Source organism: Streptomyces sp. NBC_01216 (genome assembly GCF_035994945.1).
Lineage (GTDB): Bacteria > Actinomycetota > Actinomycetes > Streptomycetales > Streptomycetaceae > Streptomyces.
Window position 1 is genome coordinate 3,690,412 of record NZ_CP108677.1, and the last position, 25,280, is coordinate 3,715,691.

General features: G+C 74.6%; 25 protein-coding genes and 1 riboswitch. Of the genes, 12 read left to right on the top strand and 13 right to left on the bottom strand.

From position 1 onward, the window contains the following. Positions 1-37 precede the first annotated feature (37 nt). Positions 38-463: a universal stress protein gene (locus OG393_RS16200; RefSeq protein ID WP_327375360.1), complete on the bottom strand. Its 426-nt coding sequence runs from the start codon at positions 461-463 to the stop codon at positions 38-40. Between the two features lie 305 nt (positions 464-768). Between OG393_RS16200 and cbiE the strand changes: the two genes are divergently transcribed. Next, the gene (cbiE, locus tag OG393_RS16205) at positions 769-2,001 is read left to right on the top strand and encodes a precorrin-6y C5,15-methyltransferase (decarboxylating) subunit CbiE (RefSeq protein ID WP_327375361.1); all 1,233 of its coding nucleotides are present in this window, start codon (positions 769-771) and stop codon (positions 1,999-2,001) included. Between the two features lie 19 nt (positions 2,002-2,020). Then, complete coding sequence (gene cobM / locus OG393_RS16210; RefSeq protein ID WP_327375362.1) at positions 2,021-2,770, top strand: precorrin-4 C(11)-methyltransferase; 750 nt, start codon at positions 2,021-2,023, stop codon at positions 2,768-2,770. Positions 2,771-2,929: 159 nt separating this feature from the next. Here the strand turns inward: cobM and OG393_RS35480 are convergent, their stop codons facing one another. Both OG393_RS35480 and OG393_RS16215 read right to left on the bottom strand, forming a co-directional pair. After that, entirely contained in the window at positions 2,930-3,004 is a 75-nt protein-coding gene (locus OG393_RS35480; protein ID WP_373297613.1) for a 50S ribosomal protein bL37, read from the bottom strand. A 250-nt stretch (positions 3,005-3,254) separates the two neighbouring features. Then, positions 3,255-4,379, bottom strand: coding sequence for a cobalt-precorrin-5B (C(1))-methyltransferase (locus OG393_RS16215; protein WP_327375363.1), 1,125 nt, complete (start codon positions 4,377-4,379; stop codon positions 3,255-3,257). 12 nt (positions 4,380-4,391) lie between these two features. Between OG393_RS16215 and OG393_RS16220 the strand changes: the two genes are divergently transcribed. Then, positions 4,392-5,129: a cobalt-precorrin-6A reductase gene (locus tag OG393_RS16220; RefSeq protein ID WP_327375364.1), complete on the top strand. Its 738-nt coding sequence runs from the start codon at positions 4,392-4,394 to the stop codon at positions 5,127-5,129. Between the two features lie 35 nt (positions 5,130-5,164). Here OG393_RS16220 and OG393_RS16225 read toward each other — a convergent pair whose 3' ends face one another. From OG393_RS16225 to OG393_RS16235, 3 genes are read right to left on the bottom strand one after another with little or no spacing between them, the layout of a single operon-like run. Then, complete coding sequence (locus OG393_RS16225; RefSeq protein WP_327375365.1) at positions 5,165-6,667, bottom strand: precorrin-2 C(20)-methyltransferase; 1,503 nt, start codon at positions 6,665-6,667, stop codon at positions 5,165-5,167. Beyond that, positions 6,664-7,317: a precorrin-8X methylmutase gene (locus OG393_RS16230; RefSeq protein WP_327375366.1), complete on the bottom strand. Its 654-nt coding sequence runs from the start codon at positions 7,315-7,317 to the stop codon at positions 6,664-6,666. The genes OG393_RS16225 and OG393_RS16230 overlap by 4 nt, the downstream gene beginning before the upstream one ends. Further along, the gene (locus OG393_RS16235; RefSeq protein WP_327378449.1) at positions 7,314-8,621 is read right to left on the bottom strand and encodes a cobalamin biosynthesis protein CobG; all 1,308 of its coding nucleotides are present in this window, start codon (positions 8,619-8,621) and stop codon (positions 7,314-7,316) included. Before OG393_RS16235 ends, OG393_RS16230 begins: the two co-directional genes overlap by 4 nt. A 43-nt stretch (positions 8,622-8,664) precedes the next feature. Next, positions 8,665-8,801, top strand: a riboswitch (cobalamin riboswitch). A gap of 38 nt (positions 8,802-8,839) precedes the next feature. Between OG393_RS16235 and cobN the strand changes: the two genes are divergently transcribed. Further along, positions 8,840-12,454, top strand: coding sequence for a cobaltochelatase subunit CobN (gene cobN / locus OG393_RS16240; RefSeq protein WP_327375367.1), 3,615 nt, complete (start codon positions 8,840-8,842; stop codon positions 12,452-12,454). 88 nt (positions 12,455-12,542) lie between these two features. Here cobN and OG393_RS16245 read toward each other — a convergent pair whose 3' ends face one another. Then, entirely contained in the window at positions 12,543-13,508 is a 966-nt protein-coding gene (locus OG393_RS16245) for a nucleoside hydrolase (RefSeq protein ID WP_327375368.1), read from the bottom strand. Between the two features lie 79 nt (positions 13,509-13,587). Beyond that, positions 13,588-14,184, bottom strand: a complete 597-nt coding sequence (locus OG393_RS16250; RefSeq protein ID WP_327375369.1) for a histidine phosphatase family protein — start codon at positions 14,182-14,184, stop codon at positions 13,588-13,590. Positions 14,185-14,419: 235 nt separating this feature from the next. Here OG393_RS16250 and OG393_RS16255 point away from each other — a divergent pair, with 235 nt between their 5' ends. Continuing rightward, positions 14,420-14,650, top strand: coding sequence for a CbtB domain-containing protein (locus tag OG393_RS16255; RefSeq protein WP_327375370.1), 231 nt, complete (start codon positions 14,420-14,422; stop codon positions 14,648-14,650). 14 nt (positions 14,651-14,664) lie between these two features. Further along, positions 14,665-15,492: a CbtA family protein gene (locus OG393_RS16260; protein WP_327375371.1), complete on the top strand. Its 828-nt coding sequence runs from the start codon at positions 14,665-14,667 to the stop codon at positions 15,490-15,492. Positions 15,493-15,609: 117 nt separating this feature from the next. Here the strand turns inward: OG393_RS16260 and OG393_RS16265 are convergent, their stop codons facing one another. Continuing rightward, on the bottom strand, positions 15,610-16,347 hold the full coding sequence (locus tag OG393_RS16265; RefSeq protein ID WP_327375372.1) for a PP2C family protein-serine/threonine phosphatase: 738 nt from the start codon (positions 16,345-16,347) through the stop codon (positions 15,610-15,612). Between the two features lie 147 nt (positions 16,348-16,494). Here OG393_RS16265 and OG393_RS16270 point away from each other — a divergent pair, with 147 nt between their 5' ends. The 4 genes from OG393_RS16270 (at position 16,495) to OG393_RS16285 (ending at position 20,418) form a co-directional block, all read left to right on the top strand. Next, on the top strand, positions 16,495-16,794 hold the full coding sequence (locus OG393_RS16270; RefSeq protein ID WP_327375373.1) for a hypothetical protein: 300 nt from the start codon (positions 16,495-16,497) through the stop codon (positions 16,792-16,794). A gap of 280 nt (positions 16,795-17,074) precedes the next feature. Continuing rightward, a complete protein-coding gene (locus OG393_RS16275; RefSeq protein ID WP_327375374.1) occupies positions 17,075-17,953 on the top strand; it encodes a hypothetical protein in 879 nt (292 codons plus the stop codon). A 131-nt stretch (positions 17,954-18,084) separates the two neighbouring features. Continuing rightward, on the top strand, positions 18,085-19,455 hold the full coding sequence (locus OG393_RS16280) for an FAD-binding oxidoreductase (protein WP_327375375.1): 1,371 nt from the start codon (positions 18,085-18,087) through the stop codon (positions 19,453-19,455). A gap of 141 nt (positions 19,456-19,596) precedes the next feature. After that, positions 19,597-20,418, top strand: coding sequence for an alpha/beta fold hydrolase (locus tag OG393_RS16285; RefSeq protein ID WP_327375376.1), 822 nt, complete (start codon positions 19,597-19,599; stop codon positions 20,416-20,418). A 96-nt stretch (positions 20,419-20,514) separates the two neighbouring features. On the opposite strand, the gene OG393_RS16290 is transcribed toward OG393_RS16285, so the two are convergent. Then, a complete protein-coding gene (locus OG393_RS16290) occupies positions 20,515-21,282 on the bottom strand; it encodes an SDR family NAD(P)-dependent oxidoreductase (RefSeq protein WP_327375377.1) in 768 nt (255 codons plus the stop codon). Positions 21,283-21,391: 109 nt separating this feature from the next. On the opposite strand from OG393_RS16290, the gene OG393_RS16295 reads away from it, so the two are divergent. Next, the gene (locus tag OG393_RS16295; RefSeq protein WP_327375378.1) at positions 21,392-21,739 is read left to right on the top strand and encodes a darcynin family protein; all 348 of its coding nucleotides are present in this window, start codon (positions 21,392-21,394) and stop codon (positions 21,737-21,739) included. Next, complete coding sequence (locus OG393_RS16300) at positions 21,732-22,337, top strand: TetR/AcrR family transcriptional regulator (protein WP_327375379.1); 606 nt, start codon at positions 21,732-21,734, stop codon at positions 22,335-22,337. Before OG393_RS16295 ends, OG393_RS16300 begins: the two co-directional genes overlap by 8 nt. A 78-nt stretch (positions 22,338-22,415) precedes the next feature. On the opposite strand, the gene OG393_RS16305 is transcribed toward OG393_RS16300, so the two are convergent. The 3 genes from OG393_RS16305 to OG393_RS16315 are packed head-to-tail and all read right to left on the bottom strand — an operon-like array spanning position 22,416 to position 24,989. Further along, on the bottom strand, positions 22,416-23,141 hold the full coding sequence (locus OG393_RS16305) for an FAD:protein FMN transferase (RefSeq protein ID WP_442817419.1): 726 nt from the start codon (positions 23,139-23,141) through the stop codon (positions 22,416-22,418). A gap of 34 nt (positions 23,142-23,175) precedes the next feature. Next, positions 23,176-23,619, bottom strand: coding sequence for an FMN-binding protein (locus tag OG393_RS16310; protein ID WP_327375381.1), 444 nt, complete (start codon positions 23,617-23,619; stop codon positions 23,176-23,178). A gap of 11 nt (positions 23,620-23,630) precedes the next feature. Beyond that, positions 23,631-24,989, bottom strand: coding sequence for a ferredoxin reductase family protein (locus OG393_RS16315; protein ID WP_327375382.1), 1,359 nt, complete (start codon positions 24,987-24,989; stop codon positions 23,631-23,633). Positions 24,990-25,280: the final 291 nt, after the last annotated feature.

Genomic DNA, 25,280 nt, shown 5'->3' on the forward strand with positions numbered 1-25,280 from the left:
CCGTCACCGGCCACCGTCGCGGAGCGCTCCCGGGGGACTACTCGCCGCGGACGACCACCACGGGGCACGGCGCGTGCTGGGAGACGTTCGTGGAGACCGAGCCGAGGACCGCGGCCGCGAAGCCGCTGTGGCCGCGATCACCGACGACCAGCAGCGACGCGCCGCGTGACTGGTCGATCAGTGCCTGCGACGGATTGCCGCCGACGACCGTGCGGGTGACGGAGGCGGTGACGTCCGGGGCGAGGGCGCGCTCCAGGGACTCGTCCAGGATCTGCCTCGCGAGCCGTTCGGGGTCGAACTCCGGCGGCACGCCCGGCATCAGCGTCGCCCAGGACGCCGGGTACTCCCAGCCGATCACCGCCTGAAGCGCGTCCCCGGTGAGAGCCGCCTGCGCGGCGGCCCACTTCAGCGCCCTGATCGAACGCTCCGAGCCGTCCACGCCCACCACGATCCTGCCGGTCATCGCCGACCTCCGTTCTGTTCGGTTCGCCGTAGGGTCCGCCTGCCCCCGATCTCTCCCCCGTAACGAATGCTCCTCTTCCAGGCCCGAGCCGGCCATGAGGTGCTCGAAGGGCACCACGGCCTCCTCGTCCGTCGCGCGGGGCCGGACGGGCCGACACGGCGTCCGCGAGTCCGTGACCCGCCCGGACGATCCGGGACGGCAGGCCGTCGGTGTACCCGTCGCCGGCCGCGCCCCCGGTCCCCCACCCGGCCGGGCCGAGCGCCCCGGAGCGGGCCCCCGGAGGCGCTCCCGTAGAGTTCGCGGACGTGAGCACCGTTCCCCCACCTGCGATATCGGTCGTCGGAATCGGCGCGGACGGCTGGGACGGACTCCCCGGAGAAGCCCGCCGCACCCTGCGCACCGCCGAGGTCCTCATCGGCGGCCCCCGCCAGCTCGACCTGCTGCCGGCGGCCGACTGCCCCGGCGAGCGCGTTCCCTGGCCCTCCCCGCTGCGTCCCGCCGTACCCGGGCTGCTCGCGGCCCACGAGGGCCGGCGGATCGCGGTCCTCGCGAGCGGGGACCCGATGTTCCACGGGATCGGCCGCACGCTCACCGAGACGGTGGGCGCCGACCGGCTGCGCGTCCTGCCCCACCCGTCCTCGGTCTCGTACGCCTGCGCCCGTCTCGGCTGGCCCCTGGAGGCGGTGGAGACGGTCTCGCTGGTCGCCCGGCCGCTCGCCTCGCTGACCGCGGCCCTCCACCACGGCCGCCGGCTGCTCGTCCTCAGCGAGGGCGCCGGCACCCCGGCCCGGATCGCGGGACTCCTGCGCGACAAGGGCTACGGCGGAAGCCGGCTGCGGGTCCTGGAACGGCTCGGCTCACCCCGTGAACGGATCGTGGAGGCGACGGCGGACGACTGGGCGCCGGACCGGGCCGCCGACCCCCTCAACGTCGTCGCGCTCGACTGCGTACGGTCGGCCGGGGCGCCCCGTCTCGGCCTCACGCCCGGCCTGCCCGACGCGGCGTACGAGCACGACGGCCAGCTCACCAAGCGCCACGTCCGCGCCGCCACCCTGGCCGCGCTCGCCCCCGCGCCCGGGGAACTGCTGTGGGACGTCGGCGGCGGCTCCGGCTCGATCGGCGTCGAATGGCTGCGGGCGCACCGCTCCTGCCGGGCGGTCGCCGTGGAGAGGTCCCCTGAGCGGGCCGCCCGGATCGCCCGCAACGCCGCGGCCCTCGGCGTGCCGACACTCACCGTCGTCACCGGACCCGCCCCCGCCGCCCTCGCCGGGCTGCCCGCCCCCGACGCGGTGTTCATCGGCGGCGGCCTCACCGTGCCCGGCCTGCTCGACACCTGCTGGGAGGCGCTGCCGCCCGGCGGCCGGCTGGTGGCGAACACCGTGACACTGGAGTCCGAGGCGCTGCTGGCCGAGCGGTACCGCGAGCACGGCGGCGAGCTGATCCGGCTGGCCGTCGCCCAGGCGGTGCCGGTGGGCGGCTTCACCGGCTGGCGCCAGGCGATGCCCGTCACGCAGTGGTCCGTCACCAAGGGTCCGTAACCAAGGGAGAAGCAGCACCATGACCGTCTACTTCATCGGCGCCGGCCCCGGGGCCGCCGATCTGATCACCGTGCGCGGTGCGCGGACGCTCGCCTCCTGCCGGGTCTGCCTGTACGCCGGGTCCCTGGTCCCCCGCGAACTCCTCGCCGAATGCCCGCCGGACGCCCGTCTCGTCGACACGGCCGACCTGGACCTGGACCGGATCGTCGCCGAGATCGTCACCGCCCACGAGGCCGGCGAGGACGTGGCACGCCTGCACTCGGGCGATCCGTCGGTCTTCTCCGCCGTCGCCGAGCAGATGCGGCGCCTGGACGCGGAGGGCATCCCCTACGAGGTGGTGCCCGGCGTCCCTGCCTTCGCCGCCGCCGCCGCGGCGCTCAAGCGCGAACTCACCGTCCCGACGGTCGGCCAGACCGTCATCCTCACCCGGGTCGCCCAGCAGGCCACCCCGATGCCGCAGGGCGAGGACCTGGCGACGCTGGGCCGCAGCGGCGCCCTCCTGGTCCTGCACCTCGCCGCCCGCTACGTCGACCGCGTGGTCGACGAACTGCTGCCGCACTACGGCGCCGACTGCCCCGCCGCGGTCGTCGCCATGGCCAGCCGCCCGGACGAGATCGTCCTGCGCGGCACCCTGGACGACATCGCCGCGCAGCTGAAGGACTCCGGGATCACGAAGACGGCCGTCATCCTGGTCGGCCGGACGCTCGCGGCCTCCCAGTTCCGCGACAGCCACCTCTACGACCCGGCGCGGGAGCGGCACGTCTGCTGAGCTGTGGGCCTGTCGGGTGGCCTCCGCGCGGTCAGAGGCCAACCCGTCCCAGCGGACGGCCCCCCGCCGGGGCGGGCCCCGGCACACCCGATCACGCGCGGGGCCGGCACCCCGTCCGACGACGTACCGGCCCCGCGCGGTCAGCGGCTCACGGCCTCATCAGGCGTTCGGCCGCTTGCCGTGGTTCGCGCCCTTCTTCTTGCGGGCCCGGCGCTTGTTGCCTCGCTTCGACATGGGAGTCCCTCTCGGTCGGGGGCAGTGCCTTGGTAAGCCTAGTGTCGCGTCACGCAACCTTCGCCCTGTCGCGACGCTCCTCGACGGGCGAACATTCCCTGACGCGCCAGTCGTATCGCCCCGTGAGGTCGGGACGCGGCCCGCATCCGGTGCCCGCGGCCGTCCGCGCCGGGCGCTGGGCCCGCCGACCTGCACCGCGGCCCGCGCCGCCGCCCGCTCAAGCCTGTCGGCCGAAGGCCACCCGACAGGCTCAGCCCCGGCCTGGGCCCCGCGTCGCGGACCGGCCCACCACCGTGCCCGCGCGGTCGACGCAGACCACGTCGACCGCGACCGGCGCGCCCCGGAGGACGGCGAGGGCCTCGTCGCGGGCGGTCGTCGCCACCAGGTCGCCGAGCGGGACGCCGGCCGCCTCGCACAGGCGCAGCGCGGCGAGGCCCGTGTTCGCCGTGGCGATCTCCGCGGCCAGTGCCTCGGACGCGCCGCCCGCGCGGGCCAGCTCCGCCAGGAACGGCTTGTCCACCTGGGAGCGGGCGGAGTGCAGGTCCAGATGGCCCGCCGCCAGCTTCGACAGCTTGGCGAAGCCGCCGCACACGGTCAGACGGTCGACGGGGTGCCTGCGGATGTACTTGAGCACGGCGCCCGCGAAGTCGCCCATGTCGAGCAGGGCGATCTCCGGGAGCTCGTACAGCGTGCCGACGGTCCTCTCCGAGGTCGAGCCGGTACACCCGGCCACATGGGTGAGGCCGGCCGCGCGGGCCACGTCCACCCCGCGGCGGATCGAGTCGATCCACGCGGAACAGGAGTACGGGACGACGATCCCCGTCGTGCCGAGGATCGACAGGCCGCCGAGGATGCCGATCCGGGGGTTCCAGGTGGAGCGGGCGATCTCCTCGCCGTGATCGACGGAGACCGTGACCTCCACGTCGCCCGGGGCGCCGTGCAGGGCGGCGATCCCGGCGATGTGCTCGGTCATCATCCGGCGCGGCACCGGATTGATCGCCGGCTCGCCGACCTCCAGGGGGAGGCCCGGGAGGGTGACCGTCCCCACGCCCGGGCCGGCCCGGAACACCACGCCCGAGCCGGCCGGCAGCAGCCGTACCGTGGAGCGGACCAGCGCCCCGTGCGTCACGTCCGGATCGTCGCCCGCGTCCTTGACGACCGCCGCCATCGCGTGGCCGGATGCGCGTTCCTCCGCAGCCAGGGCGAAGGCCGGGCGTCCGCCGCGCGGCAGCGTGATCGTGACCGGGTCCGGGAAGTCGCCGGTCAGCAGGGCCGTGTACGCGGCCGCGGTCGCCGCGGTCGCGCAGGCCCCGGTCGTCCAGCCCGGCCGCAGGCCGGTGTGCTTGAGTTGGGCGTCACGCCCGCCTGAGCTCAAGGATCGACTCCCATGCACGTACTGGTACTCGGAGGGACCACCGAGGCGAGGGAACTCGCCGAGGCGCTCCACCCCGCCGTACGGGTCACCAGCTCGCTGGCCGGCCGGGTCGCGCGGCCCCGGATGCCCGCCGGAGAGGTTCGGATCGGGGGGTTCGGGGGAGCGGAGGGGCTGGCCCGGTGGCTGGCCGAGCACCGTGTGGACGCGGTCATCGACGCCACCCATCCCTTCGCCGAGCGGATCAGCTTCAACGCGGCCCGTGCGACCGCCTCCGCCCATGTTCCCCTGCTGGCGCTCCGCCGGCCCGGGTGGGTCCCGGCGACGGGGGACGACTGGCACGAGGCGGCCTCCCTCGACGAGGCCGCCGCGCGCCTGGACGGACTCGGGGACCGGGTCTTCCTGACGACGGGCCGCCTTGGCCTGGCGGCCTTCGCCGCCTGTCCCCAGTGGTTCCTGGTCCGCTCGGTCGACCCCCCGGACACGCCGCTGCCGGCCCGCGCCGAGCTGCTCCTGGACCGGGGCCCGTTCACCCTCGACGGAGAACGCGCGCTGCTGCGCCGCCACCGTGTCGACGTCCTGGTGACCAAGGACAGCGGCGGCGCGGCGACGGCCCCCAAACTGGCCGCCGCCCGCGAGGCGGGCATCCCGGTCGTGGTGGTCCGCAGACCGCCGGCGCCCCGGGGTGTCCCGGTGGCGGACCACCCGGAGGCCGCGGTGCACTGGGTGCGTCTGCTGGCGGCCCGGTCTTAGCTCGGAGCCTGTCGGGGGCCGCCGCCCGGCGGGTCCTACCCCCGTGGGGACTCCGGGTAGCGGCGCGGGGTCCAGGCGATGGTGCGGCCGTCGCCGCGTTCCACCGCCACCGTCTGCGACGAGCCGATCAGCAGCAGGGTGCGCATGTCGACCTCCGACGGTTCCAGCGTCTTGAGGGTCACCACCCGGACCGACTGCTCCGGACCGCCCACGTCCCGCGCCACCACGACCGGTGTCTCGGGGGAACGCAGCGTGAGCAGCAGCTCGCGGGCGGCGGCCACCTGGTGGGTACGGGACCGGGAGCCCGGGTTGTACAGCGCGAGCACCAGGTCGGCGGCGGCCGCCGCGCGCAGCCGCTCCGCGATCACCTCCCAGGGCTTGAGCCGGTCGGACAGCGAGATCGTCGCGTAGTCGTGGCCGAGCGGAGCGCCGGCCGCCGCCGCCGCCGCGTTCGCCGCGGTCACGCCCGGCAGCACCCGGACGGGCACGTCCGTGTACCGCGCCTCCGAGGCCACCTCCAGAACCGCCGTCGCCATGGCGAAGACCCCCGGGTCGCCGCCGGAGACGACCGCGACCCGCCGGCCGCGCCGGGCCAGTTCGAGGGCGAACTCGGCCCGCTCGGACTCCACCTTGTTGTCGGAGCCGTGCCGGCGCTGGCCCGGCCGCAGGGCCGGGACCCGGTCCAGATAGGTGGTGTAGCCGACGAGGTCGTCGGCGTTGACCAGCGCTCCGCGCGACTCCGGCGTCAGCCAGGGCGCGCCCGCCGGGCCGGTGCCGACCACGACCACCTCGCCGCGTTCACGGGCCCGGGGTGTCACCGCGTCGATCCGCGAGGGCAGCACGGCCACCGAGAAGTACGGGACGGAGGCGGGGTCGATGTCCGTCAGGGCACCGGTTCGCTCCCCGGCCATCGTCGCCCGCTCGACGTACCGCGCGTCCTCGGCGCGGCCGGCCCGCTCCAGGGCCCGGCGCACCGTCGGGAACGTCCGGCCCAGCTTCATCACGACCGCCGAGTCCGTGGCCGCGAGACGGGCCGTCAGCTCGTCCTCCGGCAGGGTGCCGGGGATGATCGTCAGGACCTCCTCGGCCTCGCACAGCGGTTCGCCGAGGCGCGCCGCCGCCGCGCTGACCGAGGTCACGCCCGGGATCACCTCGGTGTCGAAGCGGTGCGCGAGACGCTTGTGCATGTGCTGGTACGAGCCGTAGAAGAGGGGATCGCCCTCCGCGAGCACGGCGACCGTACGCCCGGCGTCGAGGTGCGCGGCAAGGAGCGCCGACGCCTCCTCGTAGAAGTCGTCCAGCGCGCCCCGGTAGCCGCCGGGGTGGTCCGTGGCCTCCACGGTGAGCGGATACATCAGCCGCTCCTCGATGTGGTCCTCGCGGATGTGCCCGGCCGCGATCGACCGTGCGATGGAGCGGCCGTGCCGGGCCGAGTGGTAGGCGACCACGTCCGCCTCGGCGATGGCCCGCGCGGCGCGCAGCGTCATCAGGTCCGGGTCGCCGGGGCCGAGGCCCACGCCGTACAGCTTGCCGCTCATGCCTGGATCTCCTCCTCGGTCGCCATCGCGTTGACGGCGGCGGCGGTCATCGCGCTGCCGCCGCGGCGGCCCCGGACGACGAGGTAGTCGAGGCCCAGGTCCTGTGCCGCCAGCGCGTCCTTCGACTCGGCGGCGCCGATGAAGCCGACCGGGATGCCGAGGACGGCGGCGGGACGCCCCGCGCCCTTCCCGACCATCTCGAGAAGGCGGAAGAGGGCGGTGGGCGCGTTGCCGATGGCGACGACCGAGCCTTCGAGGCGGTCGCGCCACAGCTCCATGGCCGCCGCGCTGCGGGTGGTGCCCAGCTCGGCCGCCAGCGCGGGCACGGCGGGGTCGGAGAGCGTGCAGACCACGTCGTTGCCGGCGGGCAGGCGCTTGCGGGTGACGCCGCTGGCGACCATCTGGGCGTCGCAGAGGATCGGCGCGCCGGCGCGCAGGGCGGCGCGTGCCCGGGAGACGACCCCCGGCGAGTAGGCGAGGTCCCGGACGAGGTCGACCATGCCGCAGGCGTGGATCATCCGCACCGCGACCTGGCTGACGTCGGCGGGCAGACCCGCGAGATCCGCCTCGGCGCGGATCGTGGCAAAGGACTGGCGGTATATCTCCGCCCCGTCCTTCTCGTAGTCGAACATCCTGTTGCTCTCGCTCATCTCGTGGGTGTGGACGGGCGGCGGGCCGCCGCGACGGCGTCGGGGAGGTCTGTACGCGGGACGGGGCGCCCGTCCACCAGGTAGTGGCCGTCGGCGGTGGCGACGACGTCGACCCACTCGCCGGGCCCCCCGGTCGGGTGGCCGCAGCGCCGCTCGCACCCCGAGAACCGGACGGGTGAACCGCCCCCGTCCGTGCCGGGTGTCGCGTCCGCCCGGACGTCGGCGAGCGACTTGGCGCATCCGGGCCGCCCGGTGCACGCGCCCACGTCGAGCCAGGGGGAGTCCGCGCGGGTGAGCAGACCGGCCCCGGCGAGCGCGCCGAGGCGCGCCTCGGCGGCGGGACGGCCGGGGAACCCGGTCACGACGGCTCCGCGCCAGGGGGTGAGCCGCAGCTCACCGGGGGCGGCACCGTCCGGGGTGAGGGCACGGAGCTGCGCGGCGGTGAGCCGCCCGAGCCGCGCGACGACGGATACGGCGTACCTCCCGGTCGCCGGGTCGCCGAGCACACCGGGGCGGGGACCGGCGGAGCCGGGCGGGGTCGTGGGAGTGTGCGGGGCCGCCGGCCGCGCGGGGACGCCCGCGCGGACGAGGGCGCCCGCGAGGTCCGGCTCCACTCCCGCCGGGAGTTCCCGGACGCGCCAGGCCCCGGTGCCCGCCGCGCGCGCGGCGGCGAGGAAGGCGCCGGCGGCGGCGAGCGCCGCACGGGCCGCGTCGGAGCCCGCGACCCGGACGGTCCGGGCTCCGGCCCGGACCAGCGCGTCGCCGTCAGCCCGGGACGTTGAGAACAAGGTCACATCCGCGCCCAGCCCCGCCACGTCCCCGCGGCCGTCGTCCAGAGCGAAGAGAAAACGTCCGGAAAGCGCCGTCGTCCAGTCCTGCCCGCAGAGCAGGCCGTCCAGCTCGCGTGCCCACAACTGCACGTTCCCGCCGCCGATTCCGTCCACCCCGGCCAGCGGCGAGGCGACGATGTTCCGGATCCGCTCGTGCGCGGAGGAGGGCAGCAGCGCGGCGGCCGAGAGCAGCTCCGCCAGCCGGGCGTCGCAGCCCTCGGAGAGGCCCCGCAGCTCCACGTTCCCCCGGGACGTGACACTGATCCGTCCGTCGCCCAGAGTCTCCGCCGCGTCCGCCAGAACATGCGCCTGACGTGACGTCAGAACGCCGGCGGGCAGGCGTAGTCGAGCCAGGAGACCGTCATCGGCTGCGTGCAGCCGGAGCGCCCCGGGGCAGGCGTCGCCCCGGTCCCGCACGGGCGGTTCGCCCCGGTCGGGAAGGGGGGGTGGGATGGGCGGCATGGCGGCGAGCATACCCACGTCGTTCCGGCCGCCATCCCTGCGCCGGGCGGCCAGGATCTACTATGCAGACGGCATGGGGTCCCAGGACCCCGGGGAGGAAGCCCGGTGAGAATCCGGCGCGGTCCCGCCACTGTGAGCCGGCTCCGAAGACGGAGCCGGTGAGTCAGGAACTCCCGCCGTCCACACGACCACCCGGGGCGCGGACAACCCCGAGGAAGGCCTGCGCTCGCATGCGAATTCTGTTGCTGTCGCACTCCGACACCGACCTGCTCAGCGCCCGCGCGGCCGGCGGCCCGGTCGCGTACCGCTTCGCCAACCCCGCCCGCCTCCCGCTCGGCGACCTGCCCGGTCTCCTCGACGGCGCCGACCTCGTGCTGGTCCGCCTCCTCGGCGGCCTGCGCGCCTGGGAGGACGGGCTGCGGGCCCTGCTCGCCGAGGACCAGCCGCGGCCCGTCGTCGTGCTCTCCGGCGAGCAGGCCCCCGACGCCCAGCTGATGGAGTCGTCCACCGTCCCGATCGGCGTCGCCACCGAGGCCCACGCCTACCTGGCGCACGGCGGCCCGGACAACCTGGAGCAGCTGGCCCGCTTCCTCTCCGACACCGTGCTGCTCACCGGCCACGGCTTCGAGGCCCCGGCCGCCGCCCCCACCTGGGGGCCGCTGGAGCGCACCCCGCGCACGACCGACGGCCCGACCATCGCGGTGCTCTACTACCGCGCCCACCACATGAGCGGCAACACCGGCTTCGTCGCCGCGCTCTGCGAGGCGATCGAGGACGCGGGCGCCCAGGCCCGTCCGCTCTTCGTCGCCTCCCTGCGCGCCCCCGAGCCCGAACTGCTCGACCGGCTCCGCGACGCCGACGCCATCGTCACCACCGTGCTCGCCGCCGGCGGCACCAAGCCCGCCGAGGCCCAGGCCGGCGGCGACGAGGAGTCCTGGGACGCGGGTGCGCTCGCCGCTCTCGACGTCCCGATCCTCCAGGCACTCTGCCTCACCGGGTCCCGCTCGGCCTGGGAGGAGAACGACGAGGGACTGTCCCCGCTCGACGCGGCGAGCCAGGTCGCCGTTCCCGAGTTCGACGGCCGCCTGATCACCGTCCCCTTCTCCTTCAAGGAGATCGACGAGGACGGCCTGCCGGCCTACGTCGCCGACCCCGAACGCGCCGCCCGCGTCGCCGGGATCGCCGTGCGCCACGCCCGCCTGCGGCACATCCCGAACGCCGGGAAGAAGCTGGCGCTCGTCCTCTCCGCGTACCCGACCAAGCACTCCCGGATCGGCAACGCCGTCGGCCTGGACACGCCCGCCTCGGCCGTGGCGCTGCTCCGCAGACTGCGCGCGGAGGGCTACGACTTCGGCCCGGTCGAGGACCTCCCCGGCGTGGTCTCCGGCGACGGCGACGAGCTGATCTACGCCCTGATCGAGGCCGGCGGCCACGACCAGGACTGGCTCACCGAGGAGCAGCTGGCGCGCAACCCGGTCCGCATCCCGGCCGCCGACTACAAGCGCTGGTACGCGACCCTCCCGGCCGGACTCCGCGCGTCCGTCGAGGAACACTGGGGCCCCGCGCCCGGCGAGATGTTCCTCGACCGCTCCCGCAACCCCGAGGGCGACATCGTGCTCGCCGCCCTGCGCCGCGGGAACCTGCTGATCCTCATCCAGCCGCCGCGCGGCTTCGGCGAGAACCCGATCGCGATCTACCACGACCCGGACCTGCCGCCCTCGCACCACTACCTGGCCGCCTACCGCTGGATCGCGGCACGCGCCGAGGACGGCGGCTTCGGGGCGGACGCGATGGTCCACCTCGGCAAGCACGGCAACCTGGAGTGGCTGCCGGGCAAGAACGCGGGTCTGTCGGCGGCCTGCGGCCCGGACGCGGCGCTCGGCGACCTCCCGCTGGTCTACCCCTTCCTCGTCAACGACCCGGGCGAGGGCACCCAGGCCAAACGCCGGGTCCACGCGACGCTCGTCGACCACCTGGTGCCGCCGATGGCGCGCGCCGACTCGTACGGCGACATCGCGCGCCTGGAGCAGCTGCTCGACGAGTACGCGCAGATCTCCTCCATGGACCCGTCGAAGCTCCCGGCGATCCGTGCCCAGATCTGGACGCTGATCCAGGCCGCGAAGCTCGATCACGACCTGGGGATGGACGACCGGCCCGACGACGACGGCTTCGACGACTTCCTGCTGCACGTCGACGGCTGGCTCTGTGAGGTCAAGGACGCGCAGATCAGGGACGGTCTGCACGTCCTCGGCGGAGCGCCGGAGGGCGAGGCGCGGGTCAACCTGGTCCTGTCGATCCTCCGGGCCCGGCAGATATGGGGCGGCACCCAGGCGCTCCCGGGCCTGCGCGAGGCACTCGGCCTGGACGAGTCGGCCGCGACGCGCACCACCGCCGACGACGCGGAGGCGAAGGCGCGCGAGCTGGTCGAGGCGATGGAGGCCGCCGGCTGGTCGGTGCACGCGGTCGCCGAGGTCGCCGGCGGGCACGGCCCCGAGGTCGCCGCGGTGCTGCGGTTCGCCTGCGAGCAGGTCGTCCCGCGGCTCGCCGCCACGACCGACGAGCTGACGCACGCCGTCCACGCGCTGAACGGAGGCTTCGTGCCGGCCGGGCCTTCCGGTTCGCCGCTGCGCGGTCTGGTCAACGTGCTCCCGACAGGCCGCAACTTCTACTCCGTCGACCCCAAGGCCGTACCGTCCAGGCTGGCGTGGGAGACGGGCCAGGCCCTCGCCGACTCGCTGCTGGAGCGCTATCGCACGGACAACGGCGCGTGGCCGACCTCCGTCGGACTGTCGCTGTGGGGCACGAGCGCCATGCGCACGGCCGGCGACGACGTGGCGGAGGCCCTGGCCCTGCTCGGCGTCCGCCCGCTGTGGGACGACGCCTCGCGCCGGGTCAACGGTCTGGAGGCGATCCCGCCGGCGGAACTCGGCCGCCCGCGCGTCGACGTCACCCTGCGCATCTCCGGCTTCTTCCGGGACGCGTTCCCGCACGTCATCGGCCTGCTCGACGACGCGGTACGGCTCGTGGCCTCGCTCGACGAGCCCGCCGAGTCCAACTTCGTCCGCGCGCACGCCCAGGCCGACCTGGCCGAACACGGCGACGAGCGGCGCGCCACGACCCGGATCTTCGGCTCACGGCCGGGCACGTACGGCGCGGGCATCCTCCAGCTGATCGACTCGCGTGACTGGCGCACGGACGCGGACCTCGCCGAGGTGTACACGGTCTGGGGCGGGTACGCCTACGGCCGGGGGCTGGAAGGCCGCCCGGCGCGGGCGGAGATGGAGACCGCGTACAAGCGGATCGCGGTGGCCGCGAAGAACACGGACACCCGCGAGCACGACATCGCGGACTCCGACGACTACTTCCAGTACCACGGCGGCATGGTGGCGACGGTCCGCGCGCTCAAGGGCACGGCGCCCGAGGCGTACATCGGCGACTCCACCCGCCCCGAGACGGTCCGCACCCGCACGCTGGTGGAGGAGACCTCCCGGGTCTTCCGCGCCCGCGTGGTCAACCCGAAGTGGATCGAGGCGATGCGCCGCCACGGCTACAAGGGCGCCTTCGAGCTCGCGGCGACCGTGGACTACCTCTTCGGCTACGACGCGACGACGGGCGTGGTCGCCGACTGGATGTACGACAAGCTCACCGAGACCTACGTCCTGGACCCGGAGAACCAGGCATTCCTCCAGGAGGCCAACCCCTGGGCCCTGCACGGCATCGCGGAGCGACTGCTGGAAGCCGAGTCGCGCGGGATGTGGGAGAAGCCGGACCCGGCGGTGCTGGAGGGGCTGCGCCAGGTCTTCCTCCGGACGGAGGGGGACCTCGAGGGCGGCGACGAGGACTGACGGCCGCCCTCGCCCTTCCGCTCGTCCCCCCGGGGAAGGGCGGAAGGGCGGGAGGGGCCTCGCCCTCACAGGTCACGCGGTCAGGCGGTCACCCGGACGTCCGGGCGGACGGCCGTGCGCCGAGCACCCGGACCGCTTCGACGATCAGGTCCCAGAACGCCGGCACGTCGACCTCCATGCCCACGTCGACCTGCGGCGCGCGGCCCGTCACCCCGTCCAGGTCCACCACCGTCGCCCCCCGGGTGTGCGTCCCCGTCAGCTCGACCGACACCGGCGCCCGTACCAGGCTGACCAGCGACGGGTCGATCAGGTGCGCCACGGTCAGCGGATCGTGCAGCGGTGGGGCGTCGAGGCCGAAGACCTCGCGGTACGCCGACGCGAAGAAGGTCAGCAGCTCGACGCAGAGCCGGCTCAGCGGCGTGCCGAGCGCCTCGATCCGTGCCACCACCTCGGGCGTCGCGCGGACCTGGTGGGTTGCGTTCAGACCGAACATGGTCACCGGCAGCCCGCTGGAGAAGACGATGTCGGCGGCCTCCGGATCGCACAGGATGTTGAACTCCGCGGCCGGCGTGGTGTTCCCGCGCCCGGTCGAACCGCCCATCAGCACGATGCGCTCGATCCTCGGGGCCAGTTCCGGATGGGCGAGCAGCAGGGTCGCGATGTTCGTCAGCGGCCCGGTCGGTACCAGCGTCACCGGCTCGGGCCGCGCGAGCAGGGTGTCCCGGATCAGGGTGAGCGCGTCGCGCGGGTCCTGGGGCACGCCGGGTTCGCCCGCGCCCCAGCCGGGCCCGTCGAGTCCGGTGCGGCCGTGGATGTTCTCGGCGACACGGGGCGAGCCGTGCAGCGGCCCGGCCCGTCCCGCCGCGACGGGCACGTCGTCGATGCCCGCGGCGGCGCACACCCGGCGGGCGTTGAGGGTGGTCTTCTCCAGCGACTGGTTGCCGGCCACGGTGGTGACGGCCAGCAGGTCGACGGCGGGATGCGCGGCGGCCAGCAGGATGTTGAACGCGTCGTCGTGACCGGGATCGCAGTCGAGGATCACGGGTACGGGCATGGGCCCACCGTCCCACACGCCCGCCTCCGCCGTCGCCGGTCCACGCCGTCCCCGGCCGGGGACGGCGTGCCGGGGCGCGTCACGCGTCGGCTTCCGCCGTCCCCGGCCCGGCCGACGGCTCGCCGAGCCTCAGGTTCCAGCGGCCGGAACGGCCCGTGAGGTGCACGGCGGCCAGGGGACGGACGTCCAGCCGCCAGAACGTCCGGTCGTCCGTTCCGAGGGCGTGGACCACCGCCGCCCGGACGACGTCCGGCTCGGCCACGGCGAGCAGCCGGCCGGCCGGACGCGGCGTGTCCAGCCACCCGCCGACGCGCTCACGCAACGCCCGCAGCGACTCGCCGCCGTGTGGGGCGGCCCCCGGGTCCGACAGCCAGGCGGCGACGGACTCCCCCTCCTCGTCCGCGACCTCCGCCAGGGACCGGCCCCGCCAGCGGCCCATCGCGCAGCCGGCCAACGCCGCCAGCGGCTCGGCGGTCTCCAGGCCGAGGGCCAGCGCCGTCTCCCGGCACCGCGCGGTGGGCGAGGAGAACACCGCCTCCTCCCGAACGCCCCAGGACCGCCGCACCGAGGAGGCGTGCGCCCGTCCCGCCTCCTCCAGAGGCCCGTCGTCGTCGAACCGGGCCTCGCGCAGCGCCGCGTTCACCGCGGGCGCGACCAGCGTGATGCGTACGGTCATGTGTGACATCCCTCAAGCCTCCGCGCGCCCTTGGCCCCGGAGGTCCGGCGCGGTACGGTCTCCGCGACAATTCCACACTCGACGACGGCACGACGGAAGCCGGTGCAACTCCGGCACGGTCGCGCCACTGTGTGCCGCGCCCGACCCGAACACGGGTTGGGGAGCGGTGAGTCAGACCCGAAAGCCGTCGTCGCGCACCACCGTATGGGACGCGAGTTCCCGAGGAGGTACCACCATGGCCGAGGCCGTCGCCTCATCCGCCGTCTCTTCACTTCCCTCCGCCGCGCCGCCGGCCCCACTTCCGGTCCGCGCGGTGCTGCCCTGGGCGGTGTTCGCCGGAATCCTGATGCTGGTCGCGCTCTACTTCGTCGGCGCCGAGCAGGGCGCCACCTCCGTGTTCGCCGGCAGCGACTTGCACGAATGGGTGCACGACGGACGTCATCTGCTCGGCTTCCCCTGCCACTGAGGGGCGTCGGGTCCATGCGTACCACTACTGGCTCGACCGTGGGCAGACTGCTGTTCCGCGGCATGCTGGCCGGCCTGATCGCCGGCCTGTTCGCCTTCGCCGTCGCCTATGTCGCGGGTGAACCGTCCGTCAACGCCTCGATCGCGGTCGAGGAGGCCGCCGCCGGGGCGGACCACGCGGACCACGGCGCCGAGGCCGGCGCCGTGTCCGGGCACGCGGCCGAACACGCGGCCGAGGAAGAGGAGGAACTGGTCAGCCGTGGCGTCCAGTCCACGGCCGGGCTCGCCACGGGAGTACTCGTCTACGGGGTCGCCCTCGGCGGCATCGCGTCCCTCGCGTTCTGCTTCGTCCTCGGACGGGTGGGGCGTTTCACCCCGAAGGCGACCGCGGCGATCGTCTCCGCCGCCGCCTTCACGACGGTCTACCTGGTGCCGTTCCTGAAGTATCCGGCGACCCCGCCGGCGGTCGGCAACCCGGACACCATCGGCAAGCGCACCACGCTGTTCTTCCTGATGATCCTGCTGAGCGTGCTGCTCGGCGTCGCCGCGGTCGTGGCGGGCCGCCGGCTCGCCCCGCGGCTCGGCAACTGGAACGCGACCCTGGTCGCCGGAGCGGGCTTCGTCGCCGCGGTCGTGATCGCCTGCGCGGTCCTGCCGGGGAACGAGGACGCCGTGCAGGCGGGCTTCCCGGGCGCGGTGCTCTGGGAGTTCAGGATGGCGACCCTGGGCATCCAGGCGGCACTGTGGGCGGCCTTCGCGGTCGTCTTCGGCCTCCTGGCGCAGCGGCTCCTGTCCCCGGCGGTCGCCCCGGCCCCCACGGCGGGAACGGCCCCCGCCCTCTGAAACCCGGCGACGGCCCCGTCCCTCCTTGCGGCGGGACGGGCACGGGCACCTCAACCAAAGGCCGCCGCCGGACGCTCATTCTCAGAGCCTGTCGGTCGGAGGCCATCCGACAGGATCTCAGGCGCCGATCCGGATCAGCGCGAGCGTGATGTTGTCGGGACCGCCGGCCTCGATGGCTGCCTTCCACAGTTCGAAGGCCGCACGGCTGTCGTCGTGGCTCCGCAGCAGCCGGTCGAGCACCTCGTCGGGGACCGGGTCGGTCAGTCCGTCGCTGCACACCAGGAAGCGGTCCCCGACGGTCGAGGGATGTCTCCGCACGTGCGGATCGACGGCGCTGAAGACCCGGCCGCCGCCGAGGGTCTGGGTGACCAGCGACGTGGTGTGCCCCGGTTCGGACGGCGGGCTGTCGTCCACGCTGAGCCGGCGCAGCGGGCCGGCGCCGGCCGCGTAGACCCGGCTGTCGCCGACGTTGAAGACCAGCAGCGCGTCCGGCAGCACGACGGCGCCCGCGACCGTGGTCCCCATGGTGGCCCGCCCGGGTTCCCCGCTCGCCGCCTCGTACACCGCCCGGTTGCAGTCGTTCATGGCGTGCCGGACGCCCTCGGCGCTGACCGGCCACGCGGCCGGCCCGGCCAGCCGGCGCACGACCAGGCCACTGGCCACCTCGCCGGCCGGATGCCCGCCCAGCCCGTCGGCGACGGCGACCACGAGGGGCGTGCCGAGCGGGAAGAGGAAGGTCTGCGGATTCTCGGTCACCGTGCCGCACAGGGTCCATGGTCCGACGACGAGGCTGTCCTCGTTGTGCTCCCGGACCAGCCCGGCATGGCTCAGCGCGGTGACGGCCGTGTACGGCACCTCGATGCCCCGCTCTCCGTCGTGGCGGACGGTTTCCTCACCCCCATTGTCCCGCCGGCATGCGTCCCGCGGCCCGCCGGAGCACGCTGGTCCCGGAGCCGCCCGTCCCTCCGACCGGCGACCCGGACCACGAAAGGACGTCCGCGGATGTTCGCGAGGCTGAGCACCTACCAGGGATCACCGGTACCCGCGACGGGGGACCTGGCCGCCAACGCGGTGACCGTCGTCAGCCAGGTCAAGCACCTGCCCGGTTTCCTCGGGGTCTACTACCTGGTCGACCGGGCCTCGGGAAAGGCGAGGACGCTGACCCTGTGGGCGAACGAGGACGCGATGCGGGAGAGCGAGGAGGTGACCTCCCACATCCGCGAGGAGGTGGCCGCCCGAGAGGGCCAGCGGGTCCTGTCGGTCGAACGCTTCGAGGTCGGCTTCAGCCATCTGAAGCCCTGACCTGCCCGCGCTACGGCCCCGCGCCGGAACGGCGGGCGAAGCGGTCCCGGACGGGGTGCCGCCGCACCGGGAGGCGCCGGAGCGCGCCGCGCTTCCCCGTCCGCCGAAGAGCCGCCCCGTCATCCGCGGCGGGCACACGGGGACGCTATGGCACCCCGCCGCGTCGTCGCATCGCCCGCATGCCGCTCCGGGGGAGGGCGGCCCTCCGCCGTGTGACGCGCCGCCCGACGCCCCGCGCTGATCCACCGGGGACGAGGGGACAGCCCATAGCCTCGGCGGCATGCTGCGTATCGCCGACTCCCGGACCGGCCGCCTCGTCGAGATCCCCGCCGCGCCCCACCGCCACCTGCTGCGCGTCTGCGTCCGCCTCGACCCGGCCGGAGAGGCCGGCACCGCGCCCCAGACGATGGACCCGCGGGGGCCGCTGGTCGGCGATCTCCTGGCGCGCGTCGCGGAGCTCCAGGGACTGCAGTCCCACACGGTGCTCGTCGTACCGGACCCGGCGCCCTCCTCGCCGTCCTCGCGGGGGTCCGCGCGGGGGTCCGCGCGGGAGTCCGCGCGGGAGCGGAACACGGCGGCGCTCGGCCGGGCGCTGTCCGCCCTCGGCATCCATCCGCCCGCCGTGACCGGCGCTCCCCCGGCGACCGACGCCCTGTGCGCCGCCGCCGACGTCCACGTCCACGCGGACAACGGCGCCCTCGCGGGCGCCCTGCCGGAGCCCCCAGGCGCCGCGTTGATCGAGGTGAGCGAGGGCGGCGCCCTACCACTTCGGCTCCTGGACGCCGCCCCATCGGACGGCCTCCTCCCAGGCTCCGGCCCGCCGCACGATCCGCTCGCCGTACGGCTGTGGCTGCTCCGCCGGCCGTACGCCGCCCCGGCCGCCCCGGACGACGCCGGCCTCGACGATGCCCGGCGGACCCTCGCGCGCTGGCGCCGGCAGGTGGCCGCCTGGGCGCGCGAGCCGTCCCGTCCGGTGCCCGCGGAGGTGCTGAGGGAGGCGCAGAACGCGCTGTCCGAGGACCTCGACGTGCCCGCCGTGCTCGGCCTGCTGGAAGGTCTCGCGGACCGCGGCGACGTACCCGCCGGTGCCAGGTTCGAGACCTTCGCCCTTCTCGACCGGGTGCTCGGACTGGACCTGGCGCGCGAGGTCGGAGGCTGAGCGCCTGTCGGGTGACCTCTGGCCGGGCGGTCACGCCCTGGCCCCGCCCCGCCGCCCGTCGCGCGCTCCCGGTTGAGGCCCCGGGCCATCGGCGTAGCGTAGGAGAGGAGCTCGTAGGAGGAGCGGTGGCCATGGGCAGGCTCTCGACCGACCAGCTACGCGAACGGGTACGCGGAATCGTCGTCACCCCGGGGGACGACGGCTACGAGGAGGCGCGCAAGGTCCACAACGCCATGATCGACAGAACGCCGGGTGTGATCGTGACCTGCGCCAACGCGGGCGACGTCATGGCCGCGGTGGACTACGCGCGGGAGAACGAGCTGGACTTGGCGGTGCGCGGCGGCGGCCACAGCGTGCCGGGCTTCGGCACCTGCGACGACGGCGTGGTCGCCGACCTGTCGGGGATGCGCGGTGTCCGCGTCGATCCCGTGAGGCGGACGGCCCGCGCGGAGGGCGGGGCGACCTGGGGCGACCTCAACGCGGCGACCCACGCCTTCGGTCTGGCCACGACCGGCGGGATCATCTCCACCACCGGCATCGGCGGACTCACCCTCGGCGGCGGCATCGGCTACCTCGCCCGCGGGCTCGGCCTCAGCTGCGACAACCTGATCTCGGCGGACGTGGTGACCGCGGACGGCCGCATGGTCGTCGCCGACGAGAAGCAACACCAGGACCTGTTCTGGGCGCTGCGCGGCGGAGGCGGCAACTTCGGCGCGGTGACGTCGTTCGAGTACCGTCTGGCCCCCGTGAAGGATGTCTACGGCGGGCCGATGTTCTTCGAACTCGAGAGCGCCGGCACCGTGCTGCGTGCCTTCCAGGAGCTGATCAGGGACGCGCCGGAGGAGATGGGCGGCTTCCCCGCCTTCCAGATCGCCCCGCCCCTCCCGTTCGTCCCGGAGGACCGGCACGGCGACACCATGGCCCTGATCGTGGCGTGCTGGTCCGGCCCGCTGGAGGAGGGGCCGAGCGCCGTCAAGCCGTTCCGCGACATCGCGCCGGTCGTCGCCGAGCACGTCGGCCCGATGCCCTACCCCGCGCTCAACAGCGCCTTCGACGCTCTCGTACCGCCCGGTCTCCAGCACTACTGGAAGGCCAACTTCGTGACCGAGCTGACCGAGGACGCGATACAGGCGCATCTGCGGCACGGGCCGGACATCCCCACCGTGAACTCGGCGCTGCACATCTACCCCGTCAGCGGCGCCTGCCACCGGGTCCCCGCGGACGCGACGGCCTTCGCCTACCGCGACGCCTCGTTCGCCACCGTCATCGCCGGCATGTGGCCCGACCCCGCGGACAACGAGGCCAACACGGCCTGGGTGCGCGACTACTACGAGGCCACCGCGCCGCATTCCGAGGAAGGCGGCTACATCAACTTCATGGCCGGCGACGACCAGAGCCGGATCAAGGCCAACTACCGTTCCCACTACGACCGTCTGGTCGAGGTCAAGCGGGCCTACGACCCGGGGAACCTGTTCCACCTGAACCAGAACATCAAGCCGTGAGCCCCCGCGCGGGCCACCGCCGCCCGTCCCACGCCACAGGAGGGCGCCCGGGTGGCGGCGCGGCCCGGACCGGGACCGCGGCGCGCGCCGTCCGCCGGGCGCACCGCGGCTCCGGTCCGGGTACGAGCTGAGGAGGGCGTCATGTCCACCCTGGCCCTGCATCGCGCGGTCCTGCGCGACGGGACGGCCCTGCCCTACGCCGAGGCGGGATACCCCGGGGGCACGCCGGTCGTCATGCTGCACGGCTACACCGACTCCTGGTGGACGTTCGAGCCGGTGCTGCGGCGGCTGCCCACCTCGCTGCACGGGTACGCGCCCACCCAGCGGGGGCACGGGGACGCCGACAAACCCCCGGAGGGCTATCTGCCCGAGGACTTCGCCGCCGACGCCGTCGCCTTCATGGACAGCGTGGGCATCGACCGTGCCGTGCTCGTCGGGGGCTCCAGCGGCGGTGTGCAGGCCCGCATCGTCGCGGGCCGCTATCCCGACCGGGTGGCGGGGCTCGTCCTCCTCGGCGTGCCGGCCACCCTCGCGGACAAGCCGGCGGCCACCGGCCTGTGGGAGAGGGTGCGGCGGTGCGAGGACCCGTTGGACCGGTCCTTCGCCGAGGAGTTCGCCTCCGGGATGACCGAGGCACCGGTGGGACGCGGCTTTCTGGAGACCGTCGTCGAGGAGAGCCTGAAGGCACCGGCGCGGGTGTGGCGCGAGACGCTGCGCGGTCTGATGGAGACCGATCTGCGGGCGACGCTGGCCGGGATACTGGTCCCCACCCTGGTCGTGTGGGGGGACAAGGACCCCCTGTTGACCCGTGAGGACCAGCAGACGATCCTCGACTCGGTCCCCGGCTCCCGGCTGATCGTCTACGAGGGGACCGGTCACGCCGTGTACTGGGAGAGCCCGGAACGGGTGGTGCGGGACATCGCCGCCTTCGCCCACCAGGTCTTCCCGCCCCGGAGCGGGTGAACGGCCGTCGGTCCGCGCGCGGGTGTGCGGGTGCCGGGGCCTCCCGCGGGAGGCCCCGGCGACAGCTCGCCCGCCGGGCACCCAGCCGCCGGGCGCTCAGCCGTCCCGGAGCATCCGCGCGACGGCGCCGGGGGCGATCCGGTGAAGCACCGTCAGAACCCTTGTCCTGCCGACGCGGACGACGGGACGGCCGCGGTCGAGACCGCGCAGCAGCGCCGCGGCGGCCTGGTCCGGCCCGATCTTCCCGCTGCCCCGGCCCGCGGTCATGGCGGTGTCGACCAGCGGCAGCATGGCCTCCACGACGCGGATACGCCGTTCCTCGCCGGCGAGCTGGTATCGCAGCGCGGTGGTGTAGTTCCGCAGTGCGGCCTTGGTGGCGCAGTAGACGGGCGCGGAGCGTTTCGGGCTGAGCGCCAGGGCCGAGGTGACGTTGACCAGGGCGCTCCCGGGCAGCATCAACGGCAGGGCCAGCGTGGTGAGTTTGACCGGGCCGGTGAGGTTCGTGCCGATCTCGGTGTCGGTGCGGCGCAGGACCTCGAGCGGATCGTCCTCGGTCAGCCGGAGGCCGAACTGGACGGCCGCGTTGTTGACCAGCAGCCGGAGGCCGCCCCGCTCGCGCAGCAGGTCCACGAGGTCCACGAGGTCGCTCTCCACGGCGAGGTCGCGGCGTACCGCCTCGATGCCCGGGAGCGCCCCGGCCGCGGCCACGCGGGCAGGGTCGCGGCCGCAGACCACCACCCGCTCACCCCGTTTTGCGAGTCGGCGGGCCAGTGACAGGCCCACGCCCGCGGTGCCCCCCGTGACCAGGGCGACCCCTGGTCGCGCTGCGGTGTCGTCGCCGTTCTGCGGCGCGGTGGTCGGCATGGCTGCTCCTTGGTCACGAGGACGGCGAAGGCTCATTACATTACAGCGCTGTACTGTAATGTAAATGGGGATGGCGCCGGACGGCGCACGTGCGGAGGGAGTACGGACCGTGAGGTACGTGGTGATCAACATGCTGCAGTTCCAGCCCGCCTGGCTGCGGCTCGAACGGGGCGAGCGCGCCCACGTGTGGGAGACCGTCAAGACGCTGGCCGGCCGGGCGCGGGGAGTACGCCTGCGATGGTTCGACGCCGAGGCGTTCTCCGCCGAGTACAGCGACGTCCTGTTCGTGGAGACCGACGACCTCGCCGCCTACTACATGTTCTGGGAGGCGGTCCGCGACACCGAGCTGTTCACAGTGCCGTACGTCGAGGTGAAGCAGGTCGTGACGGCGGTCGAGGAGGGCTTCGCCGCCTACGACGCGTCCCTCGCCGCCTCCGGGGAGCCGACCGGTGACTGAGGCGACGCCCCCGGCGGCGGGGCGGCCGCGCAGCGGTGAGGCATCCGTCCGCATCCTGCGGGCCACGGTCGAGCTGCTGGCGGCCGGCGGCGCCGCCGGCCTGTCCGTCGAGGCGGTCGCCGCCCGGGCGGGCGTCTCCCGGCCCACCGTCTACCGCCGCTGGCAGGACCGCACCGAACTGATCGCGGCGGCCGTCCGGGACGCCTTCGCCCGCGCCAACCCCGAGGCCCCGCACACCGCCGACCCGGCGGCCGACCTCGTCACCGTGCTGTCCAACACCATCCGGCTGCTCACCGGGACCGATCTCGGCCGCGTCATCGCCGGCCTGGTCAGCGAGCTGCCCCGGGAACCCGGACTGGCCGCCGCGCTGCACGAGGTCGAACGCGAACGCCGGCTGATCCTGCGCGAGGTGCTCGACCGGGCCCGACAGCAGGGCCGGCTGCGTCCGGCCGATGTGGACCTCGCCGTCGACATGCTGCTGGGCCCGGTGTACCTCCGCCTGCTGGTCACCGGGGACCCCGTCCCGGTATCCCTGGCCGAGGAGCTGGCCGCGGCGATCGTCACCCCCCTCCCGCCCGGGGCACCCACCGCGTCCTGACACCGCCGCGCGCGCCGCGCCGACGCCGTGCCGCGGGGCCGCCCGCGAGGACCCGGGGACGCCGTGCCGCGCGGGCTCTCAGCCCACTCGGGCGTCGAAGCCGGAGGTCCTCCAGACCCGGCCCTCGGGCGTCACCCCGAGCCCCTCGTACCCGGCCAGCGATTCCAGCCAGGCCCGGGCCGACTCACCGCGGGCGAACGCCGCCGTGGCGTAGGCGTCGGTCATCGTCAGCCCGGGGCCGACGACGGTGACCGAGGCCAGACCCGTGGCAGGCGTCCCGGCGTGCGGATCGAGGATGTGCGCCCCGCGCTCCGCCGTGCCCGAGGTCGCGACGGCCAGATCGCCGTGCGCGGTGACGACGGCGACCCGGGCCGCGGGACGCGACGGGTGGGCGATGCCGACGCGCCAGGGCGTGCCGGGGGCGGACCGGCCCCGGAGCCGGAGGTCGCCGCCGCCGTTCACACAGGTGTCGTGCGCGCCGGCCTCGTACAGCATCCGTGACGCGTTCTCCACGGCCCAGCCCTTGACGAGGCCGGAGGGGTCGAGGGCGCCGCCGGCCAGAACGCTGAACCAGCCGTCGCTGGTGTGGGCGGCCCGAGCGCACAGCGACAGCACCTCATGGACCTCGGGCGGACAGTCGGCCGACCGGATCTCGCCGCGGTCGAGCCTGCGCACGGCGCTGTCGGGCCGGTAGGTGGAGAAGACGGCGTCCACGGCGTGCAGATGGCGGACGGCGTCGGCGAGGGCGCGGCGGATCGCGGGCGAGGGCCGGTCGCGGATGTCGAAGGAGAACACGGTGCCCATGACGTGTTCGACGTGACGCAGACCGCGTGGGGCGTCAGCCACGGGCCTGGTCCAGCGCGCTCTGCAGGGACCGCCGGTAGCCGTCGCTGGTGTAGCTCGCCCCGGACACGGCGTCGATGTCCGCGCTCTGCGCGCCGAGGGCCTCCCGCGCCAGCCGGGGCAGGGCGTAGGCGGACAGCTCCTGGTCCCTGCCGTTCCCGTCCGGTGCCCGGAGGACCTGTATCCCGGTGATCCGTCCGCCGGTGAGGGTGACGGAGACCTGCACCGGTCCGTACCGGGTGCCGATGGCGTCACCCGTGAACGTACCGGTGCGGCTGCTCCCCCCGGCCGAGGGCGTCGCCGCCCCGGACCCGGGGGAGGAGGAGACGGGCGACCGGGCCGGACCCTCCGCCAGGGGGGTCTGCTGATGCGGTTTGAGCGCCAGCAGGACGACGATCAGGACACTGGTCCCGGTGGTGGCGAGGACGGCACGGCGCACGGCGGTTCTCCTCAGAACGCGAAGGACTCGTGGTGGATGCGGCGGGCGGGCACCCCGGCCTCGCGCAGGGCGAGCACGGCCGCTCGTGCCATCGGCGGCGGGCCGCAGAGATAGACGTCGTGGGAGGCCAGGCCGGGAACGAGACCGGTCAGCGCGCGCGCCGTCAACGGCGAGGAGAAGCGGGCCGGTTCGTCGACCACGTAGTGCACGGTCGCCCCGCGGCGGGCCGCGATCGCGTCGAGTTCACCGCGCAGGGCCAGATCCTCCGGGCGGCGGGCCCGGTAGACGAGGGTCACCTCGCCGGGCAGCGTCTCGAACAGCGCCCGCAGGGGGGTGATGCCCACGCCGCCCGCCAGCAGCAGCACCCTCGGCGCGGTGCGGCGGTCCGCGGTGAAAGCGCCGTACGGCCCCTCCGCCCAGACCCGGGTACCGACGGCCAGCCGGGCCAGCGCACCGCTGTGACCACCGGCGTCCTTCACCGTGATGCGCAGCCGACGGGGGTGGGCGGGCGCCGACAGGGAGTACGGACTGGCCGTCCACCACAGTCCCCGGGTGAGGAAGCGCCAGCGCAGGAACTGCCCCGACGCCCCGCCCAGCTCCTCCAGGTGCTCGCCCCCGAGGTGGACGGACACGACGCCCGGCGCCTCCGGACAGACCGCCACGACCCTCAGCCTGTGCCGCAGTCCCCGCCGTACGGGGACGACGAAGCGATACCAGACGACCAGCGCCGCGACCCCGAGGTAGAGCGTGTACCAGGCGGCCTGCGCGGACCGGTTGCCGACGAAGTCCGCGCCGTTGGAGAGCTGGTGCCCGAAGGCGAGGAAGACCGCCAGATAGGTCGCGACGTGCAGGTAGTACCAGGTCTCGTAGCTCAGCCGCCGGCGGGCCGCGCGGGCGGAGAGCACACCGGTGCCGACGAGCAGCAGGAATCCGGCGGTGCCCCCGAGAAGGTCCGGATAGTCCAGCACCAGCGTCGTGGCCTCTCCCACGACGGACGTGTGGGACACCACGGAGTAGCCCCAGACGACCAGCAGTGTGTGGGCGAGGGCCAGCGACACGGTGCACCGTCCGCCCCAGGCGTGCCAGCGGGCGAGCCGGTCGGTGCCGACGCCGTGATCCAGCAGGGGCGTCCTCGCCATCAGCGCCAGCAGCACCGCGCACGCGTATCCGGCCAGCAGACCGGTCATGCGGCCCGCGCCGGTCAGCCAGTCGGCCGGACCGACGACGGAGGACGTGTCGCTCCACCACAAGGCCAGCACACCGGCGGCTCCCGCCCAGATCGCGAGCGGCGCGAGCACGGGGACGAGAGCGCGCCGCGGCGGCCTGCGGCGCGCGCCGTTCCGCTCGTGCGCCATCGTGGACGTGGTCATGATCGCTCCTCGGAGCTCGCTCCGTTACCGGCCGGCCCAGCATCACAGCCGAACCTTTGCGTACCCTCTGAGAGCCTGTCGGGTGGCCTCTGACCGGGCGGTCACGCCCTGGCACGCGCGCTGCCGGCGTTGCCGACACGCCCCGGTAGCTCCGCTACAGCGGCATCCCGGCGCCTTGGAATCGCACACACCAGACCGCGCCCGCCTGTCGATCGAAGGCCATCCGACAGGCTCTGAGCCGCCCGCCGCAGCGGGTCTCTCAGAGGGAACTCACAGAATCGCCGCCCACCG